The 19,268-nt window shown below is 59.7% G+C and carries 19 protein-coding genes; 7 read left to right on the top strand and 12 right to left on the bottom strand.

The window, feature by feature from the left end:
• Window positions 1–55: 55 nt before the first annotated feature.
• Both CXY71_RS13145 and CXY71_RS13140 read right to left on the bottom strand, forming a co-directional pair.
• On the bottom strand, window positions 56–1,015 hold the full coding sequence (locus CXY71_RS13145; RefSeq protein ID WP_104136084.1) for a cyclase family protein: 960 nt from the start codon (window positions 1,013–1,015) through the stop codon (window positions 56–58).
• 148 nt (window positions 1,016–1,163) lie between these two features.
• Complete coding sequence (locus CXY71_RS13140) at window positions 1,164–2,159, bottom strand: zinc-binding dehydrogenase (RefSeq protein WP_255412638.1); 996 nt, start codon at window positions 2,157–2,159, stop codon at window positions 1,164–1,166.
• Between the two features lie 251 nt (window positions 2,160–2,410).
• Here CXY71_RS13140 and CXY71_RS13135 point away from each other — a divergent pair, with 251 nt between their 5' ends.
• Window positions 2,411–3,493 carry a LacI family DNA-binding transcriptional regulator gene (locus CXY71_RS13135; protein WP_158253091.1) on the top strand — a complete coding sequence of 361 codons (1,083 nt, stop codon included), beginning with the start codon at window positions 2,411–2,413 and terminating at the stop codon, window positions 3,491–3,493.
• 29 nt (window positions 3,494–3,522) lie between these two features.
• On the opposite strand, the gene CXY71_RS13130 is transcribed toward CXY71_RS13135, so the two are convergent.
• The 5 genes from CXY71_RS13130 to CXY71_RS13110 form a co-directional block, all read right to left on the bottom strand.
• Window positions 3,523–4,350: an SDR family NAD(P)-dependent oxidoreductase gene (locus tag CXY71_RS13130; RefSeq protein WP_104136075.1), complete on the bottom strand. Its 828-nt coding sequence runs from the start codon at window positions 4,348–4,350 to the stop codon at window positions 3,523–3,525.
• Window positions 4,343–6,124, bottom strand: a complete 1,782-nt coding sequence (locus tag CXY71_RS13125; RefSeq protein ID WP_199184303.1) for a thiamine pyrophosphate-binding protein — start codon at window positions 6,122–6,124, stop codon at window positions 4,343–4,345. The genes CXY71_RS13130 and CXY71_RS13125 overlap by 8 nt, the downstream gene beginning before the upstream one ends.
• A gap of 182 nt (window positions 6,125–6,306) precedes the next feature.
• Window positions 6,307–7,584, bottom strand: coding sequence for a TRAP transporter large permease (locus CXY71_RS13120; protein WP_104136067.1), 1,278 nt, complete (start codon window positions 7,582–7,584; stop codon window positions 6,307–6,309).
• Between the two features lie 3 nt (window positions 7,585–7,587).
• A complete protein-coding gene (locus CXY71_RS13115) occupies window positions 7,588–8,097 on the bottom strand; it encodes a TRAP transporter small permease (protein ID WP_199184302.1) in 510 nt (169 codons plus the stop codon).
• A gap of 64 nt (window positions 8,098–8,161) precedes the next feature.
• Window positions 8,162–9,205 carry a TRAP transporter substrate-binding protein gene (locus CXY71_RS13110; protein WP_158253090.1) on the bottom strand — a complete coding sequence of 348 codons (1,044 nt, stop codon included), beginning with the start codon at window positions 9,203–9,205 and terminating at the stop codon, window positions 8,162–8,164.
• Window positions 9,206–9,369: 164 nt separating this feature from the next.
• Between CXY71_RS13110 and CXY71_RS13105 the strand changes: the two genes are divergently transcribed.
• The 4 genes from CXY71_RS13105 to CXY71_RS13090 all read left to right on the top strand — a co-directional run bounded on the left by CXY71_RS13105 (window position 9,370) and on the right by CXY71_RS13090 (window position 12,821).
• On the top strand, window positions 9,370–10,077 hold the full coding sequence (locus tag CXY71_RS13105; protein ID WP_104136061.1) for a GntR family transcriptional regulator: 708 nt from the start codon (window positions 9,370–9,372) through the stop codon (window positions 10,075–10,077).
• Between the two features lie 28 nt (window positions 10,078–10,105).
• Window positions 10,106–10,903: an HpcH/HpaI aldolase/citrate lyase family protein gene (locus CXY71_RS13100; RefSeq protein ID WP_158253089.1), complete on the top strand. Its 798-nt coding sequence runs from the start codon at window positions 10,106–10,108 to the stop codon at window positions 10,901–10,903.
• A gap of 131 nt (window positions 10,904–11,034) precedes the next feature.
• Window positions 11,035–12,021 (top strand): NAD-dependent epimerase/dehydratase family protein, encoded by a 987-nt coding sequence (locus CXY71_RS13095; protein ID WP_104136056.1) that lies wholly within the window; start codon window positions 11,035–11,037, stop codon window positions 12,019–12,021.
• Window positions 12,022–12,176: 155 nt separating this feature from the next.
• Window positions 12,177–12,821: an MBL fold metallo-hydrolase gene (locus CXY71_RS13090; protein WP_233204626.1), complete on the top strand. Its 645-nt coding sequence runs from the start codon at window positions 12,177–12,179 to the stop codon at window positions 12,819–12,821.
• A 59-nt stretch (window positions 12,822–12,880) separates the two neighbouring features.
• Here the strand turns inward: CXY71_RS13090 and CXY71_RS21140 are convergent, their stop codons facing one another.
• Window positions 12,881–13,030, bottom strand: coding sequence for a hypothetical protein (locus CXY71_RS21140; RefSeq protein WP_158253087.1), 150 nt, complete (start codon window positions 13,028–13,030; stop codon window positions 12,881–12,883).
• 511 nt (window positions 13,031–13,541) lie between these two features.
• Between CXY71_RS21140 and CXY71_RS13085 the strand changes: the two genes are divergently transcribed.
• Together CXY71_RS13085 and CXY71_RS22675 are read left to right on the top strand one after the other, a co-directional pair.
• Window positions 13,542–14,600, top strand: a complete 1,059-nt coding sequence (locus CXY71_RS13085; RefSeq protein WP_104136050.1) for an alcohol dehydrogenase catalytic domain-containing protein — start codon at window positions 13,542–13,544, stop codon at window positions 14,598–14,600.
• A 160-nt stretch (window positions 14,601–14,760) separates the two neighbouring features.
• Window positions 14,761–15,009, top strand: coding sequence for a hypothetical protein (locus CXY71_RS22675; protein WP_146072822.1), 249 nt, complete (start codon window positions 14,761–14,763; stop codon window positions 15,007–15,009).
• 207 nt (window positions 15,010–15,216) lie between these two features.
• Here CXY71_RS22675 and CXY71_RS13080 read toward each other — a convergent pair whose 3' ends face one another.
• The 4 genes from CXY71_RS13080 to CXY71_RS13070 form a co-directional block, all read right to left on the bottom strand.
• The gene (locus CXY71_RS13080; protein ID WP_104136047.1) at window positions 15,217–16,035 is read right to left on the bottom strand and encodes an ATP-binding protein; all 819 of its coding nucleotides are present in this window, start codon (window positions 16,033–16,035) and stop codon (window positions 15,217–15,219) included.
• Window positions 16,032–17,351, bottom strand: coding sequence for an IS21 family transposase (locus CXY71_RS13075; protein ID WP_233204625.1), 1,320 nt, complete (start codon window positions 17,349–17,351; stop codon window positions 16,032–16,034). Before CXY71_RS13075 ends, CXY71_RS13080 begins: the two co-directional genes overlap by 4 nt.
• Complete coding sequence (locus CXY71_RS22110; RefSeq protein ID WP_233204624.1) at window positions 17,324–17,800, bottom strand: hypothetical protein; 477 nt, start codon at window positions 17,798–17,800, stop codon at window positions 17,324–17,326. The genes CXY71_RS13075 and CXY71_RS22110 overlap by 28 nt, the downstream gene beginning before the upstream one ends.
• A gap of 172 nt (window positions 17,801–17,972) precedes the next feature.
• Window positions 17,973–19,028: an IS481 family transposase gene (locus CXY71_RS13070; RefSeq protein ID WP_104136045.1), complete on the bottom strand. Its 1,056-nt coding sequence runs from the start codon at window positions 19,026–19,028 to the stop codon at window positions 17,973–17,975.
• Window positions 19,029–19,268: the final 240 nt, after the last annotated feature.

The following is a 19,268-nucleotide window of genomic DNA, read 5'->3' as shown; positions in this document are numbered from 1 at the left end:
GGGTGATCGGCCGCCGAGCGCCAGACGGAACTGGTCGCGCTTCTCAAGAGAGCGCTCATTTGACGGCCAGCGCGTTGGCGGGCGACCCGATCGCCCCGGGAACGTTCATCGGCGCGCTCGTCAGCAGGACTTCGAATACTCCGTCATCACGGCAGTCCATAGCCAGATCATGAAGCCACCACAGCTCGCCTAACCCCATGCCGAACTGCCCGAGCAGGATCTGGTGCATGAAGCCGAAGGGCCATGCTTCGGCTCGCTCGTCGGGTGGCCAGACCTCAGCGCCAGCCGTGTCGGTTGCGATGGCAACAATCTGACTGTCCCACAGATACTCGGCCATCTCCGCGGTGTGCTCGATCCCCGGCGCCGTCAACAGTTCGCGCCGGGACATGCGCCGACGTTCGGCAGCGTCCTGCTGCCCATACCAGTGCAAGAATCCGGTGTGCAGCAGAAGGACGTCTCCTCGCCGGAGTGTCAGGCCGGCCGCTGCGAGGGCCGAGTCGATGTCGGATGCCGTGACTGGAACCGATCCCCCCGCTCCTCCGCGTTCGACGATGGCGGCGCCGACATCGACGAGTACGCCGCGTGTCGCGATCCCCCGTTGAGCGACGAAGTCGATGGTGTTCCGTCGTCCGTGCAGCATGTCGTCCGTCGTCGCACCGTCGTAGAACTCGCCTGGCCGGAAGGCGACATGGCCGATGGCGTCCCATTGACTCCCCGCCTGGGGGTAGAAGTTGTCGAAGACGTCGTCGAGCGCTTCATCCTTTCGCACCTCGAAAGTCGTGCGCCGGAGTGCGCCACGCGAGAAGATCGGCGGAGTGATGTAATCCGAGCGCACGTCGAGTGGGAAGACCGCGCCGCGACGCACGAGCTGGGCAGCCGCGAGAGTCTGTTCGGCACCCAGCTCGTTGAACAGTCCGAGTGACCCGCGATCACCGAACAATCCCCACCCTGAACGTGCTCCGCCGGGTGTTTCCGGCAGCTGTGAGTACGCGATCCTCCGTGGTTCGGCGTTCATCGGTCCCCTCCAGGCCCGACGGCGCTTCCGATCGCGACAGGGGTCTTGTCGGGTGAGCCTTCGTGTGCTCGTTCGTTGTCTTGCTGAACGGTAGTGGGCATGTGCTGAAGATCTCCTTTGGTATTCGTGGATGTAGTTGGAATGCCCATCAGGCTGAAACGTGTGAATCCTCGAGCTGTCTATCTTCAGAGGGAGGCTGGGCGGGAATCACGAGCATCTTGACGACGTCATCGACTGAGCCGAACATTTTGCCGGTCAGGTAGTCGCTCGCCTCCTCGAGGGTCGAGATCGCATTGACCAACTGACGAATCAGGGCCGGGTGTTTCTCCAGCGTTGCCACGCCGGCGGCGAAGTCGCCGCCTGTGTACACGTTCGACCCGACGATGGATATCTCATCCTGTTGCAGAGCGGTAATGTCGAAGGTGATCGCGGCGGAGAAAAGTCCGACCTGGACCACCTGGCCCTGCGGTCGCAAAAGCGAGACTGCTTCATCCACGATTCCGGGCACGGCGGCGGCAACGAATACGACATCGAAGCGACCGCCGGCAAGGGCGAACGCTTCTTCTTTCCAGCCCTTCTGGAAAGGATCGACGGCGCCGGTCGCGCCGAACTGAATTCCGACTGAGCGGTTATGCGGCCGGATGTCGCTCACGACGACTGTTTCGGCGTTGAACTCATGTAGGAAATGCACGATCAGTCCCCCGATTGTTCCGCCGCCAAGGACTGCAATCTTCCTCTTCGCTACCTCGGCGGCTTGCATCACGGCATGGTGGGCAACGGCGAGAGGCTCGACGAGGGCGAGCAGGTCATCCGGCACCGCAGGGCTGACAGGGAAGAGGCAGCGGGTAGGTGCCACGACGTACTCCGCCAGTGTCCCCGACCAACCAACCATCCCCAGCATGAGTCGATCGCGGCACAGGTGGTAGACGCCTGTCATGCAGGGCTCGCACGTTCCACAGGCCTTTTGCGGTTCGATCGCCACGCTTCGGCCCAGCCAAGATTCAGGAACCTCTGCTCCAAGGCTTACGACGGTCCCACCTCCCTCGTGTCCTGAGATCAGGGGAGGGACGCGGAACGGATGGACGCCGCGGAGTGCGGTGATGTCCGATCCGCAGACGCCGGCAGAGGTGATTCGGACAAGCACTTCATCAGCACCCGGAACTGGTACGGGAATCTCCACGACGTGAGCGACTTGGTCGGTCGTGAACTCGATGGCTTTCACAACACATCTCCCTTGATGATGTCGCTCATGCGACTAGTGAAAAACATACTGGGTACGTATTCATTTCGCAACTATGCATTTGTTGTGTGCAAATGCCACTGCACGCTTTGCAAATCTCCTTGCCTCACCCTCCGGGAAGGTGCTGCATGAATACGTATCCGAATTATGCACCGATGACGAGTGATGCCGCGTTGGCAAGCTATCCTGTTGGGAAGTGGAGCTGGGAGGTTCAGGTGGTCACCAGCCGTGATGTCGCTCGTATCGCGGGCGTTTCGCAGTCGACAGTGTCGCGGGTGCTCAACGGCGGCCTTGGCGTGAAATCCTCGACGCGCGAGAAAGTGCTGGGAGCGCTGGAAAGCTACACCCCGAATGCTCAGGCACGGGCGATGCGCACGAAGCGAACTCAGACCATCGGCGTCGTTGCTTCCGACATCACGAACCCGTATTTTCCGCAGCTGCTCGAGGCGATCCATGCAGCCGCAAGTGTGCGCAATCTCGACATCGTTTTATGGAACGAGCACGACCCGAATGCCCCCATCGCGATCGCTGGCGCGCGTTCCGGGATCGTCGACGGCGTGATTGTCACCTCTGCCACGACGGAGAGCAGCGCGATCCTTCAGCTCATCGAGAGGAAGATACCGACAGTCCTCATTAACCGCGGCCTGTCGACGATCCTTTGCGATCAGGTTGTATCCGACAACATTCAAATCGGGCGGACGGCAGCCGACTACCTACGCCAGTCCGGAATAGCCGAGATCGGCTTGGTGCTCGGGCCTAATCGACTTCTGGCCGTGGTTGAGCGCCACGAAGCATTCATCGATCGCCTGTGGCATTTGGGCGAAATCGAAGTACCTCGCCGATGGACGAGCCGCGGAGAACTGACATTCGACGCAGGCTATTCTGCCGTGCGGGCTATGTTCGCTGTCAAGCCGTATCCACGGGCACTTTTCTGCAGCAACGACGTGCTGGGCTTCGGAGCGGTCAGTGCGCTTCACTCGCTCGGCCTGTCCGTCTCGGAGGACGTCTGGGTCATCGGAGTGGACGGCCTTGCGATGTCTGGCTGGGAAGTATTCGATCTCACCACGATTCGTCAACCTGTAGAGGAGATGGCAGCTCAAGGATTGGATCTCCTCACGAAGAGGATCGATGGAGACGATTCGCCTTTCGTCGATATCCGACTGCAGACGGAACTCATTGTTCGCGGATCAACGGGGAACGTGCAGGTCGTCTCAGCCCTGCACTGTCAAGGGTCATGAAGAACGGGGTGTTTGGCCGCCGACAGCGTTCATCGGTCCCCTCCAGGCAATGGGACCACGGCCAGGGGGTCGCCCGCAAGCGTGCCGGCATCTACCGGAAGAGCGACCCCCGTGATCCAACGTGATTGGTCGCTCGCCAGGAAGGCGACGGCCTCCGCAACGTCCCAGGCGGTGCCCTCGGTTCCCAGTAGGGTACTCTCGGCGCGTTCGCGCCGCTCATCCTCCGACATACCACGAGATGCCACTCTCGGGGTATAGACGTACCCGGGCGCGACGTAGTTAACGCGGATCCCTTGTCGGCCGTGATGAACCGCCATCGACTGGGTCATCGCGAGCAGCGCCCCCTTCGAGACCGGGTACATGAGCGCAGGATGCCCACCACGCAGACCCTGGATGGAACCCATGTGCACGATTGACCCGCTTCCTTGCGCGACCATGTGCGGAATGCTTGCACCGCTCATCGCGACTGCGGCGCGAACGTTGATAGCCATCCCACGATCCCACGCCGCCTCGTCCAGATCCACGGCGGTACCGGTCGGTTCGGTAACTCCGACGTTATTGACGAGCACATCGACACGACCGAATCGTTCCACGCACGATGCCACAGCTGCCCGCGCGTCCGCGATCGAGGACACGTCGGCGGATACCGCGAGTAGATCCTCCGCAGACGCCCCGAGCGTCGTTAGGCGGCCGAGCGAATGGATCGCCCTATCGATGGACAGGTCGACGAGAGCCACCTTAGCTCCGCGCTGGACGAGCAACCGGGCGATCGCATAGCCAATCGAATCTCCGGCGTCGGCACTACCCGCTCCGGTAACGATGGCAACCTTGCCGCCGAATCTTGTCAGGTCACGCAATTCGGTCGCCCTTCTTCACTTTCACAGCTCTATTGTCGACGCCGGGGAGCATCTTGGCCGGATCGCGTGTGACGATGACGTCCACGACGACCGGACCCACGACGACCAGTGCACGACGGAGCGCACCGTTCAACTCTTCGGGATCCTCTACGCGGATACCGGTGCAGCCGATGCTCCGGGCAACCGCTGCGTAGTCGATCTCGCTGAGATCGGATGCGTGATACGAATCGGTCCCATACATCAGATGCTGGAGGGACTTGATGTAGCCGGACGCGGCGTTATTCACGATCACGACGACGAAAGGCAACTTGAGACGGCGAGCAGTCTCGAGATCGCCCATCGACATGGCAAAGCCTCCGTCTCCCGTCAGGCTCACAACGGCACGCCCCTCAGCGGCGAGTGCGACACCGATCGCGCCCGGCACGCCGTAGCCGATGGATGCGAACCCTCGGTCCGGCACGAACGAGCGACCCGGCTGCTTCGTGTCGTAAAGCAGGCCGCCCCAGTGCGCGGCGAAACCGCCATCGGCGACGAGAAATCCGTCGGCGGGAAGCACATCGTTGATCTCCGTCATCAACCGTGCGACACTCACCGGGCTCTCACGGGAATGCAGTTTGGCTGAGACGTCTGTGCGCCACACCGCCATGCGCGCAGGAACCCCTGCCGCCCATGCACCGACGCGTTCGCGGATCGCCTCCTGATCGTCCACGAGCGCCGCATCCAGATCCTGGATCGCAAGCAGTGCGTCGCTCCACAACGAGACGGTAGGCAGGGCGGTCCTGCCGATCTCGTCGGCCACGCTCTCGATATGGATGATCACCGCTCCCGGCCGAAGGAGCGTGTAACGCTTGGTCGCTATCTCACCGAGCTTGCAGCCGACGACGAGCAAGACATCGGCTTCCTCGATGAGCTGGTTCGCGATTCTGTCATACCGTCCGAACAATCCCGCGCTTAGCGCATCGGTGCACGCGATCGATCCCTTTCCGCCCAGGGTGTGCGCGACGGGGATCGAATACCGCGAAGCGAAATCGGCGAGAGTCGATGCCGCCTGCGAGAGGTGGACGCCGCCACCGGCGAGGATGAGTGGACGGGTGGCCGACCGCAGAATCTTTGCGGCCTCGGCGAGTCTCTCCGCGTCGGGGCGGCTGCGGTGTGCGGGCATTCGCTGCGAGAACTTTTGCAGGACGAATTCGTTCAACGCGAAGAGGTGTTCGTCGTGGGCGACGTCCTCTGGGATGTCGACGACGACCGGTCCGGGCCGGCCCGAAGAAGCCAGCGCGATCGCGCGGCGCATAAGTTCGGGAATCCGTGCGATTTGTTCGATGCGGATCACGGCCTTGACCGCCGACCGCAGAATCTGCAGCTGATCAGTCTCCTGGGTCATGTTCTTGCCGGCGTGGTCACGATGGGCATCGCCGACTACCGCCACGAGCGGCGTGCCGGCGTTGAGTGCTTCGACGAGCCCGGTGACCAGGTTGGTGGTGCCGGGACCAAGAGTGGCGTCGACGAACCCGATACGTCCTGAGGCCTTGGCGTAGGCGTCAGCGGCAAATACCCCGCTGCGTTCGTCGTTGATCAGGAAGTGCGGCAGGCCGAGTTGACGGCAGGCCTCGTAGAACGGCAGCAGTTGAAAGCCACACATACCGAAGATCGGTGAATCCCCGTATGCCTGGATCATGCGTGCGATCGCTTCGCCGCCGCTGAGGAGAACGGGAGGCGTCTCACTGTGGCTGCTTGCAAGGGTGAGGTTCGTGGTCGTCATTGTTCCCGTCATCGGACTATTCGTCCCCTGTATTGGGGTGGACTTTTGCAGTTTGGCTGGTATTTAGGCCGCGTAGGCGCGAGGGTCTAGGACTGCTGTCGTGATTTTGTCGTGTTCGAACGGCTGTGAATTACCCCAAGATATCTCGACCCAAGACGCCCCTGTCAGAACCCCGGAACTCGTCTCGAAGATAATCATCCAAGAATCATCTCTGGAAGCCACAAACTGATCTCCGGAAAGACGATGAGTATCGCAACCACTGCAAGCAGTATGGCGAAGAAAGGCACGAGTTCCCTCGTAAGGCTCCCAAACGAGACCTTGGCAATATCACTCACGATAAGGGCGTTAATGCCGAACGGAGGCGTAATCAATCCAATCATGAGCGTTAGCACCATGATGACACCGAAATGAATGGGGTTTACTCCAATAGAGACGACCACGGGCACGAGAATCGGTGTCAGCACCACGAGCGCGGCGGCCGTCTCCATGAACATGCCAACAATAAGTAGGAGCACGACTGCCAACACCAGTACAGCGACCGCGCTTCCTCCCGCCGTGCTGATTACAGCTCGAGCTAGTGCTTGGGGGAGACCCATTCTTGTAACAACCAAGGCGAAAACCGAAGCCATCGAGATGATGAACATAATTACCGCAGTTTGAATGCCTACCCGCCCGAACACCTGCCACAACTGTCGGAGGGTGAGTACGCGGTAGACAACCAAAGCTAGAAAGATCGCATACGCACTCGCGACGATTGCTGCCTCGGTCGGCGTGACAATGCCACTCAGTATGCCACCGAGCAAAATTACAATTGTAAGGAGCGGGAGAAATGCCTGTCGGAAGGTGCGCCAAATATCGCCGCGCCTCGCCTTCGCCTCGCGCGGGTACCCACGCTTTACTGAAAGTAAGAAGATCACAAACATCATTCCGATGGCCATCATAATGCCAGGGATGGCTCCTGCAATTAGAAGCGCACCAGGTGAGACTGATGCCAATGATGCGAAGATTATGAACGGGATGCTGGGCGGTATCACTGGGCCAATAGTCGCCGAGGCGGCCGTGACAGCTCCACTGAAGGCGGGGGTATAACCGCGTTTCGTCATCGCGGCAATTTCAATTCGCCCCACCCCGGCAACGTCGGCCACCGCTGAACCACTCATCCCGGAGAACAGCAAGCTCACGGCGACATTCACTTGCGCCAATCCGCCTCTGAAATGCCCGACTAAGACGCTGGCAAAATTGAACAGTCGATTAGTCAGGCCCGACTCGTTCATTACCTCGGCAGCAAGGATAAAGAACGGGACAGCAAGTAATGGGAACGAAGTTATGCCCTGCGCGGCCCTTTGCACGAGGGCAGGCCAGGCTATCGAGGCGTCTCCAGTTACTGCCGCCAAAATGGCGGCAGCACCGAGCGCTACACCAACTCCCAGACCGCCGATGAGAAGCATAACTAGGTAGATAATTGCGGGCATTTACTATCCTCGCTTCAAGTTGACTGCGCTGGCCCGGTAGTGACGGATCGATTTCCAGACGTCTCTGCCGGTAATAAACGCCAAATAGGCGGTGCCAACAGGTATTGCCGCGTACATGAACCCAATCGATACACCCGGCAAGGAAGACATCCCTAGGTCCCACAGATCGATCACCAAGAAGGTCCCGTGGTACGCCAGGAGCGCATAGAGTGATACGGCAATGAGAGATTGCAGGATCTCAATTACCAGTTTCAGTCTGGGGGACCTGTTTGAGAACGGGGCCGACATCAAGACGAGGTGTTGCCCTCCTATTCGCAAAGCAACACCAGCGCCAATGTAGGTCAACCACGGCATCAGATATCGCAGTACCTCTTCTGACCACACAAGGCTGGTGAAAAAGTACCTAAATATGACTTGGCCTAGACCGAGTACCAGCATGACTGCGACAATGGCCGCGAGGATGCTCACATCCCATCGTGGGGCAGAAGGCGCCTCTATGTCGTCGGCTTTCATAGTCAATCCTCTTCCGATGCCTGAAGTGTGCCTAGTGACGGACGCGCGCAATCTTCCATCAGGGTTACCCGGCGGCGTTTATCGCGCGGATCTCCTTATAAAGCGAATGCAACTCCTCGGGCAGAATGCTTTCATATGATTCGTGCATGATGGACGAGAAGCTTTCGACGTCAGGCTCAATCACTGTCATTCCTTGATCCTTGAACTTCTGCAGGAGCTCATCATCCGATTCGCTCCACTTATCATTCACGCAACTCTGTGCGTCTACTCCTGCTGTGGACACGGCATTGCGAAGGTTCTCTGGCAGCTTTTCAAGGGATGCAGTATTGGCCGCGTACCACTCAAAGTTGCGCACGTGGCTAGTGAGAATTAGGTACTCCTGGACTTCGTACAGTTTGGCGGAGTCTATGTACACGAACGGATTCTCCTGTGCATTTACAACCCCCTGCTGAAGACTCGTATAGAGTTCGCCGAAGTTAATGGGGGTTGGAGATGCATTAGTAGCGCTCCAGTAGCTGGTAAAGATGGGGATCTCAGGAACCCGAATCTTCAGACCCTCAACGTCTTCAGCGCTGTGTACCTCAACGTCGGACGTGAGGTGGCGCGGAGGTTGGAAGAATGTCGACAAGAGAGTGATGCCTGCCGTCGACTCCAAGTCACTGTAGAGCCGCTTCCCCACGTCACCCGACGCTAGGCTTTTCTGCTGTTCAGCATTGTTGAATAGGTACGGTGCCGCGAATATACCCATTTCCGGCTGGAGCACTGCCAAGACCCCTGAACTCACGTCAGCGATGTCGATGCTTCCTAACGTGAGGCCCTGGACGAGCTCGCTTTCCGTGCCTATCTGACTGTTGGGGAAGATCTCGATCTCGAGCGCGCCGTCGGTCAGTTGACTCACCTGTTCGGCGAACCCGACCGCGCACTCATGGTTAGCGGTGTCGGTCGCGTATCCATGGCCGAATGTGAGTGAGTACGTTTCTCCCTCGGCGGAGGCTGTGCCACCAGCCGCACATGCGGTTGTCGTAACGAGGACCGCGACGGCAAGAAGCCCAAGTCCTGTTGTGCGACGTCGATACGTTGTGGCGGGGGCGTTTTTCTCAGTCTTCATTGACATTCCTTCTTCGTGTTGGGGTGCTTGCCCTAAGACGTGTAATAACGTATATTATATTTTAAATATAGTCAACGCGTCAGCCGGTCATTTTGCCTTGTATTTTGAGGCGGTAAATTAACCCAGCGTTTTGAGTTTCCTTAGAGAGATTGAATGCAAAGAACATGATTAATCGTTTCTCGGCACCGCAGCATCTACTACTGCCCGATATCGTGGCGGAACAGCTGGCGCAGGAAATCATCCTTGGCACGTTGGAGCCCGGGGTAAAGCTGAATGAGGCGAAGCTCGCTGAGCGCCTTGGAGTCAGCCGACTTCCGTTGCGCGAGGCCCTGCAGCAATTGGTTAGCGACGGTCTCGTGGTCAGTGAACGCCGGGGTGGTACGTGGGTGGCGCCCGTAGATTCGAGGACAGTGGGCGAGTTCTACGACTGCCGGATCCTGATGGAAGGCGAGTGCGCGTCACTCGCGGCACCCCACCTTTCGGATTCGGACATATCCCGAGCCAAGGCTGTGCTCGACGAGTTGAAAGGCGCTGGCGAACAGGGGCTTCTCAACGAATGGCTCAAGCATGTCGAGTCGTTTCACGATGTCTATCGCGAGGCTTGTCCGAACAAACAATTGGTGGCAATCGTGCGCACATTGACGCGCAGGACTCTTCGCTATCGGGTGATCGGTATTGCTCAGCCTTTTAGATCAGTGACATCACTGGAGCAACACGAAGAGGTTTTGCATGCAATGGAACGGCGTGACGCGAGCCGCCTCAAGGCCAGCGTGATTGGGCTTCTATCTTCTTCGAAGGAGAACATTCTTGCGTCGAAACTCTTGCGAAGCACTGAAACGAGACTCCCGGCCAGCGGTCGGCCCTCACTCTAAGTGGAATCTCATAATGGAAGGACGAACTGTGGATAAAAGTACGGTTGCCAGCGAAAACCCCTTGGCGTCGAAATTCAGTCGTGGCGACACTGCCTACGGCACATTGATTTTCTCCTCCGACCCTGCTCATACAGAAATAGTAGGTATGGCGGGATATGACTTCGTCGTAATTGATACCGAACACGCACACCTAAACGCTGCGTCTGTGTTGGCGCATACTCGTGCTGCAGAAGCTGTTGGCTGCACGGCTCTCGTGCGTATGCGGGGTAGTGACCCGGCAGATATTGGCCGCATGCTTGACGCAGGAGTGCGTGGAATTGTCCTACCGCATGTCGGTTTAGACATTGAGGCGACAAAGAAGGCGATTGCTGCCCTGAGATATGCGCCAGCGGGCGCCCGCCCGACTTGCTCAGGCGTTCGCGCGGCCAACTATGGACTCTCGAACTTTGGGTCATATGCGGAGAGGAACAACGCCGAAGTTCTCTCGATAGGACTGATTGAGGATCTGGACGTTGTTGAAAACATCGACCAAGTTTTGGAAGAGTGTCGTCTCGATGCCGTCATCCCTGGCCCTGGCGACCTAGCTACGTCGATGAACGTGCCTGGACAACTAGAGCATCCGGACGTCGTAGCTGCAGTTACTCGTGTCGTTACGGCTGCGAAGGCCAAGGAGATCAAGGTCGGGGTGTATGTAGTCAGCGACGCCAACCTTGAGATGTGGACCGCTTTGGGCGTTGACTTTTTCCTCGTTTCCATCGACTACAGAATCTTGGCGAACGCATACTCCAGCAAGCTGCAGGAACTGACTGCCGTCAGCGTACCGTGAGTGCCGGCTCATCCCTACGAGCGCGGGAGAGTCATGGTGTCCCATGGCGCCCGGGATAAAGACCGTTTTAGTACGGATGGGCACATGATCGCACAAGTAACCGCGTCGGCACGAAAGCTGGAGTATAGACCATGAAAATTTCAGGCAAACGATTTCTCATCACAGGCGGTTCAAGCCTCGTTGGCTCCCGGATCGCCTCTCGGCTGTTAGAAGGGGGCGCATCTGGCGTCGTCTTGTACGACAATCTGTCGCTAGGGACTATGCACCAGATGGATGCGCTACTGGCGGACGATCGTGTCAGCTTCATCCAGGGAGACATCTTGGAGCTTGACGATTTGACGGTAGCTTGTGAAGGAGTCGATGGGGTTTTCGCGCTAGCGGCATTTCTAACTATTCCGCTTGGGCGGAACCCGCGGCTCGGGCTACGTGTAAACGTCGATGGCATGGGCAATACGCTTGAGGCTGCTCACCACAGTGGAGTGAATAAAGTCGTTCTGGCTTCGTCAATCTCGGTCTATGGGGACTCTCTGCAGGACAGTATTTCAGAGACCACTCCGTTCGGTTCGGCGACACTTTCGCCGCCTTTTGCGCTGTACGCGCTCTCAAAGCTTATCGGCGAGCAGCTAGGCAAGCTCTACTCGTCTCAGCATGGCTTGGAGTTCAACTCCGTGCGATTCTCAACCGTGTATGGGGAGAGGCAACACGACCGCGGAGTAAACGCACTCCAGATGGTGGACGCGTATCACCGTATTCGTGCGGGGGAGGCGCCTATCATCGTAGGTACCGGCGATGACGCGCACGATTACATTTATGTCGGCGATGCCGCAGATGGTGCGATCAAAGCTATGGAACATGGGCGAACCGGGGAGGCCTACACAATTGCTACTGGCGTCTCCTCCAAATCACGAGACGTCGTTGACCTCGTTACTCGCCTTTCGGGATCCAGCTTGTCACCCGTATTCGTGCCCGACGAACGTGTGTCGAAGCCCACGATGAACGAAGACTTGCTACTTGACGTCGATGCAGCTCGCCGGAATTTATCTTGGAGTGCACAAGTCTCCATAGAGGAAGGCGTAGCGAGGCTTCTGCACTGGCTCGATGAGCAGGAGAACCAATGACACCGAGCGTCAACTTAATACACTCGAGGCCAACCGCAGCGTCCCATCTTGAAAATGTCTTTGCATGCATAGTCGGAGAAAAGCATGTAGTTGGACATCGTATGTTTCACCTTGCGGAGGGTCGCCCAGACGCTCGGCTTGTCTTCCCTTTCTGGGTGCTTCAATTCAACGACCACACGGTACTTGTGGATACCGGTTTTCCGGCAGATATCGCAGCTGTACGTGGGATCGAAAACTTTCGCGATCCGAACGAGTGCCTCAGCCGCTTGAACATATCTGCGTCAGAAATATCGGTTGTAATCGTGTCGCATTTACACTTCGATCACTTCTCCACCCCCGAACGATTTCCCAACGCAGAATTCATCGTTCAGCGCGATGACGTTGACTATTTCACTGGCCGTGGGAAGTCGCACCCAATTACATCTATCGCCGACGTTAAGAGTTTAGATTCACTTGCTATATTGCGCAGGAATGGCAGGTTGCGCGAGCTTTCGGGAGATGCGATGGTTGACGAGGGGATACGAGTTCAGCAGGTTCCCGGCCATACGCCAGGTTCGCAGATTGTCGTCGTTGAATTCGCGGGCTCCGTTATAGTGCTCGCGTGCGATGCTTCTCACTTTTATGAGAACCTCGAGACATCCACGCCGTCGGCGATCATGTACGACTACGACGGATATCAGCGTGGGTTCGCGCGGATCAGTGCGTCTGCGGGAACGGGCCGGTGGTTCCCGGGGCACGACCCTGCAATGCTAGAGCGGCTGCGAGAAGTCGGTGACGGGGTGTACCAGATGCCGCGTTAAGGACTCTCGGCAACGTGCAGACCGAGCGCCTCTGCAACCTCCGCGCCCTCGTGAACCCGTTACTTGGCACTGACTACAGCAGAAACCAGATGAGCTCCGACCTTGCCCGACTCCGTACCAACGGCGTCATCCAACGCCGCGAACACGACAACGCCTACGTCTTCACCGCCGATGGGCAACGCGTCGCAAACTTCTACACGACGGTCCACGACATGCTCCTCCGGCCACTCATTGCGGCAAACATGGCCCCTGAGCCAGCCTTACTCCGCCACCATCGCGGACCACATCGACGGCTATCTCAACGACGCCCACATGGCTAACACTGCCTAAAACTCACGACAAACGTCCGAATTCTGGACCCCACATAATCTAGGAATATCGCACGCGATGCGAAATGCCTTTGTGCTGTTCAGGTGTACTTTCTGATTACGCTATGGAGCGAGCAATGCCAGGAATGCTTCTTCAAAACCGATTTAGCGGTAACAAACTTGACTCAAACTTCCGGCGTCGCCGGATCGAGGCCCTTAGGGTCCCAGAGTCAGAGTAGATTGTGTCACCCTTACGATTTCAGTGAGATAGGAATTGCTCCATTGCAGGTGGTCAGGCGCGATTCGGAAATAAGCATCTCATTGAAATCGTAAGGGTGTATTGTGTTCGCTCGCACGCCGGCATATTATCGTGTTCGCTCGAATATGTAAGGGAAACAAAGGAGTTGTAACTGTGGAAGCTATCGTCAAGAGGCACGCTGAGAAGGGCGTCGACTTTGACACCGATTACGCCGAGCCGACAGTTGGTGATGGCGAAGTCCTGATCGAGGTTGCCGCTGCATCAGTGTGTGGCACCGACCGCGAATTGCACGACTGGACTCTCTCTGCGCAAGCATTCAACTTGAATCTCCCCGTAGTGCTCGGACACGAAGTCGCCGGTACTATCATCGAAATCGGCAAGGATACTAAGAGCGTCAAAGTCGGCGACCGCGTCGCGATGGAGAGCCACGTTCCGTGTTACCAGTGCTACCAGTGCCGCGTCGGCGATGCCCACAACTGTGCGAACATGCTCATCCTTGGCATGCACATCAACGGTGGCTTCGCGCAGCGGCTTTCCGTCCCAGAATCAATTGCCGTGTGTCTGCCCGACTCAGTCTCGCTCGAAGTCGGTTCCCTCATGGAGTCGGCAGGCGTCGCCTGGACCGCGCTGGCGCGCAGCAACTTCGCCGGAGTCGGTGGCACCGTTCTCGTGAGCGGTTGTGGCCCGGTCGGCCTCGTCGCCATCCAGCTCAGCCTGCTGCTCGGTGCCACGCACGTCGTGGCCGTCGAACCGAATCCGTACCGCCGCGCCATCGCCGAATCGCTGGGGGCGACAGTCCTGGACCCCAGCGACGACGTTGTAGGCTACTGCCGTTCGATCGGCGGCAGGCGCGGTGGGGTGGATGTCGCGTTCGAAGTTTCGGCCGCGCCCAGTGCGCTCCCCACGCTGCTCAATGCAGTGCGTCGCGAGGGAGATGTCGTCACGATCGGTCACCCGAGTCGCGAAGTCCCGATCGACATCGCGACGTTCATTAATAAGAAGGGCATCACGCTTCGCGGTGTCTTCGGTCGTCGCCTCTGGTCGACGTGGGAAGACCTCGGCCAATTGCTCGAGTCTGGTCGACTCGATTTGAGCTGGCTCATCACCCACCGGCTCAGCCTTGGCGACTTCGATGAGGCCATCGACTTGTTGACAGGTAAGGCTAACAAGGTCGTCCTCTACCCGAACGGCGTTGATCGTGGTTCACGGTGATCGGGTCAGAGCGACCTTTTGCAGCACGAGTTACCTGCCGATTGAGACGGCTGGGGAAATCCCGGCCGGCAGTAGTCGTCCAGAACGTTCACGAAGGTAGCGCTCGATTCGGCCGGGAGCACGCCACTCGCGTCGAGACGATCAAACAGTCGAATGAGTCGTGTGTGCTCCTGCCCGGAACATTCCGACCGAACGCCGCGTCGGTACTTTTGACAGGGATGATCTCAATATCGTTTCCCGTCGCATAACTTCCGCCGCGGCACTCCTGACAGCCGTCGCTGGCAATCTTTACGAGTTCCGTGAACTGGCTGCTGTCAAGCTTCTCGACATCGAGGTTCCGGAAGCAGCTGCGGCGCAGTTACTGGCCCGAAGTGGGGAACGTAGGGCACGTGGCGAGAAGCGCTTGTAGGTAGCGCATCCGCCCCGCAAAGTGTAAGCAGATTGCACCCATCAGAGCGACGATAATGTCCAGGTAGATGAACTGAATCAGGGAGTAGGCGGCGGCGGACGGCTGGATCTCTGCCTGAACTCAGGGGCTGGTTCCGATCGGATGAGTGTCGCTAGCCAGTGATATGGGACCACCCTGTTGACAGGAGTATGGGACCACCTGGAGCTGTCACCGAGCATTGCGGACACCTCGATCCGTGTCAAGGGCGACACGCTGACGTTGCCGGTATGAGGGGCCCTCGACGATGAGGTGGTGCGCTCCGGAGGTGAGGCGGTCGACGGCGGATTGGGCCAGGAGCGCGTCGGTGGTCATGGTGAGCCATTCGGAGGGTTCGCGGTTGGAGACCCAGATGGTGCTCTTTCGGCGGTGGCGTTCGACGACGGGTTCGTAGAAGTCGCTAGTCTGGGTCGCGTCGAGCGGCTTGAGTGCAAAATCATCAAGGATCAGCAGGTCGACGGCGGTGATGCGGCGTATTTCGGCGTCGAGGGTGTTGTCGAGGCGGGCGGCGCGGAGCCGGGTGAAGAGCTTGTCGGCGCGAGAGTAGAGCACGCTGAGGTGCCGGCGGATTGCTGTGTGGCCCAGGGCCGTGGCGAGGTGGGTTTTCCCGACACCGACGGGGCCGAGGATGAGGGCGTTGGTGGCCGCTTCGGTGAAGCGGAGGCTGGCCATGTCTGACCAGAGCATGCGGTCGTAGCGGAGGTCAGCGGATTCATCCCAGGTCTCGATCCGCATGCTGGGGTCGAGGCCGGCTTTGGCGGCGCGGAGCATCCCGGAACGCCCCTCACGGCGGGTGACCTCGTCCATGAGGAGCACCTCGAGGAACGCGGCGTGGCCCATGCTGTGTTGACGCGCGAGGGCGAGGCGTTCAGGCAGGGTGTCCTTGAGTCCGGAAAGCTTGAGGGTGCGCAAGGTGTGGGCGAGGTCGGTGCTGATGGGATCGACCGGCCGAGCAACGGTCGGGGTGGGTTTGGTCGTCGTGGTGCTCATAAGGAGTTCTCCTTGTCAGTCTCGGGAACGATGAGGGTGAACAAGCCGGGATTCACCACGGTCAGGCCGGTAGCGTTGCTGGCGCTTGCCGCGACGCTGGCTGCGGACAGGCGCCCATCAGCGGCCGGGGAGGCGGTCCCTTCAACGGCGAGGGCGGTCCCAGAACGGGCCAGGCTGGTCCCCGAACTGGCCAGAGCGGTCCCGGAACTGGCCATTTCGGCCTGTCGTCGGGCGGCGTATTCGGCGGGGGCTCGAGCGAACCGGGCGCCGTCGGTGTCGGTGCGGCCCGGCAGCAGCGGGATCGTGTTCTCCGTCGCGCGTTGCAGCATCGATTCGATCTTCATCACCGAGACCACGTCCAGCTCCAACGCCCGGGCGCAGGCCGTCTCGACCGGGTCGGCGCCGTAACGACGGACCAAGCCCAGCAGCCGGTAAACGGCCCGCATCCGCGCCCACGGCCGCGGATCGTCCAGGATCTGTGCGGCATAAATGCCGATGTTCGGGCCATGTCCTGCGGCCGTCGCGATGAGCAGGTCCAGGTCGCGGAGGGCATACCCGGCCTTGCCGGTGGGGATATCGGCCGGGTCCGTGGACCGACCGCCGGGTGCCTGTCGGGGATGGATCCGCACCAACCGGCCGCTGTCGTAAAGCTTGACGAGAGCGCGGTCGGCGCGAGCGTCGAGGTCCCGGCCGAGGTAGCTGCCCGGCACCGAATACAACGCCTTCCCCACCTCGACGTGCAGGTCCAGGTGCACCTTCACCCGGGTGAACACCGGCACGTCATAGACCGCCGGGACCGGCAGCAACACCGAAGCTTCAGCCTGGGCGAACAGCTCCGCGGGGCGGGCTTGGGTGCTGCCATGGATCCGCATCCCCGCCCGGCTGGCGCACCAGGTAGTGACGGCGGCTTGGGCCTGTTCGAGGGTCGCGAAGGTCTCTCCGGCCCAGAAGTTGCCACGCACGTATTGCACTGCCCGCTCGACCTGGGGTTTGTCGCGGGGTGCCCTCACGCGGGCGGGGTCGGTGACGAACCCGGCGTGCTGCGCGTAGTCGAGCCATCCCGACGACAACTTCAGGTTGACCTCGTCAGCAGCGGTGACGACGGGCTTCAAATTATCGGGGATGAGGACCTTGAAAACCCCGTTAAAGAACGCCCACGCCGCTTCGCACCCGGCGATGACCGCGGCGAGGGTCTGCGAGTAGGACAGCCAGACGAACATGTGCCGTGAGTACGCGGCGGTGAAGATCAGCGCGTGCACCCGCCGACGCTTCCCGGTGTCCGCGTCGGTTATGAAGCCCATCTGGCCGAAGTCCATCTGCAATTCCGCGCCCGGCTCGCCAGCGTTGACGCGCACCGTGACGTCGCGCAGCCGATACCGCAGCGTTCCGTCGCAAAACGATGCAACGTCCGATACGGCACCATGCAGCCCGACCGCGCGAGCAACTCCTCGATCTTCAAGATCGACAACGCTGGGTGGTCACGGCCATCCCCAACGACCCAGACCTTAATCTGCGCCTCCCGCTCCAACAACGCCTCCCAGGCACTGCCGTGGCCGTTGGGCCGGGCCGGGCGCACCGAGGCGACAACCGCGCCGACGATCTCGTCCGTGATCGCCGTGACACCGCCCGATCGCACCAGCCCCGCCTCTTGCGCCGCGAGCACATACCGCCGCGCGGTCTTCCGATCCACGCCGGCACGCTCGGCGACGACCCTCAGCCCAACCCCATCGAGCCACCCCCGCAGCACTTCCCTGATCTCATTCACACTGACCTCCCTGAATCCCATCGCTGATGACCTCCATGTCGAAAGAATGCTGACGCGATGATCAAACAGCTGCGCGAAGAACCCACCGGCACGACTCGCCGGGTGGTCCCATAACTGGCTATTCAGGTGGTCCCATGAACCTGGCAGAAAACCGCCTACGGTGGTCCCATACTCATGGCAAGCGACATTTCGCCTCCGTGACGCGGACTTTCTGACCCGACAAAGGCATCCCGACATGGATCCGCCGCCTGCGGTATTTGATAGCGCCGCTCGCGGAGACAGTCAGTACCCGCGGTCCTGTGTTTCCTCCCCGGCGCACGTCGTCGGGCGTCATCTTCCGCGACGCGTCATAGACGACTGAGGGCGTCTGCTGGTTGAGGGCGCGGTGCGGTCGTTCGTGGTTGTAGTACCAGCGAAACCGGTCACACAATTCTTGCAATTCCTCGACCGTGGCAGTGGGGCCGTTGTCGGCATAGAACTCTTTGAAGGTGCGGTGATACCGCTCGAGCTTCCCGCACGTCTGCGGGTGCCGGGGCCGAGAGTTGAGTTGGTGAATGTTCAGCGCGGCCAGGCGCTTTTGGAAGAACACGGGCTTCTGTCCCTTTCTTGATTTGAATTGCAACCCGTTGTCACTGATCAGCTGCCGCGGCACGCCGTGCTCGGTGATCGCGGTGTCCATCGCTTTCCAGGCTGCGTGCACCGTGAAGCGTCTGACGGCTGTTGCGCCGATCGCGTACCGGGCATGGTCATCGAGCAGGTCGACGATCCACGCCTTCGACCCGTCGGCCAAGGCCACCATCGTGCCATCGATCTGCCACAGATCGTTCGGGGAATGACGCTCGAATCGCTTCCACTCTTTCGGCACCCGGTGCTCCTGCGCAACGACGAGACCGTGCCGTTGCAACACGCGGTGGATCATGGACACGACCGGTGGGCGTGCCAGACCCGCCTGCACCAATTTCGTATGCAGGGTCCGCGCACCCCACCGAGGATTATCGACACGGAGCTTCACGATCAACGATTCAACCTCTGACGCCGTCCTCGACGGCGAGGTTGTCGGCCTCGTTGACCGCGGCTGCAACGCAGGGACTCCCTCGGACCGCAACCGTCGCCGATAGTCGTAAAACGACTGCCTGGATATGCCGTACCGGCGACAGGCAGCAGCAACGCTGATTCCATCGCGTTGCGGGGCCAACAGGATTTCAAGCCAACGCTCGTTCACACTCATCACTCACATTCAAAAAGAGTGTCAGGAATGTCCCGCGTACAACATGTCAGCGATGTGTCCGGTCCCTACACATCAATCGTGCTCGGGTGGCTGAGTTTTCACCGTCGTTTTTGGGCTCTCCTGACGCAACCGTGGGTTAAACCCGGCCGGGGAGCACGGGTTTATGTCCGCCGAGGCTGAGCATCGCCAGAGCGATCAGGGCGTCTGGTGATGTGAAGCCGAAGGCGATGCGGGTCATGA

The sequence above is a fragment of the Cryobacterium sp. Y62 genome (assembly GCF_002929785.1).
Taxonomy (GTDB): Bacteria; Actinomycetota; Actinomycetes; order Actinomycetales; family Microbacteriaceae; genus Cryobacterium.
This window is presented reverse-complemented; position numbering and strand designations above follow the sequence as displayed.

Coding starts and splice junctions, on each gene's coding strand:
- CXY71_RS13145 (WP_104136084.1), bottom strand. CDS start 1,015: ATGAACGCCGAACCACGGAGGATCGCGTACTCACAGCTGCCGGAAACA.
- CXY71_RS13135 (WP_158253091.1), top strand. CDS start 2,411: ATGACGAGTGATGCCGCGTTGGCAAGCTATCCTGTTGGGAAGTGGAGC.
- CXY71_RS13125 (WP_199184303.1), bottom strand. CDS start 6,124: ATGACGGGAACAATGACGACCACGAACCTCACCCTTGCAAGCAGCCAC.
- CXY71_RS13120 (WP_104136067.1), bottom strand. CDS start 7,584: ATGCCCGCAATTATCTACCTAGTTATGCTTCTCATCGGCGGTCTGGGA.
- CXY71_RS13115 (WP_199184302.1), bottom strand. CDS start 8,097: ATGAAAGCCGACGACATAGAGGCGCCTTCTGCCCCACGATGGGATGTG.
- CXY71_RS13110 (WP_158253090.1), bottom strand. CDS start 9,205: ATGAAGACTGAGAAAAACGCCCCCGCCACAACGTATCGACGTCGCACA.
- CXY71_RS13105 (WP_104136061.1), top strand. CDS start 9,370: ATGATTAATCGTTTCTCGGCACCGCAGCATCTACTACTGCCCGATATC.
- CXY71_RS13095 (WP_104136056.1), top strand. CDS start 11,035: ATGAAAATTTCAGGCAAACGATTTCTCATCACAGGCGGTTCAAGCCTC.
- CXY71_RS13080 (WP_104136047.1), bottom strand. CDS start 16,035: ATGAGCACCACGACGACCAAACCCACCCCGACCGTTGCTCGGCCGGTC.
- CXY71_RS13075 (WP_233204625.1), bottom strand. CDS start 17,351: ATGGACTTCGGCCAGATGGGCTTCATAACCGACGCGGACACCGGGAAG.
- CXY71_RS13070 (WP_104136045.1), bottom strand. CDS start 19,028: ATGAGTGTGAACGAGCGTTGGCTTGAAATCCTGTTGGCCCCGCAACGC.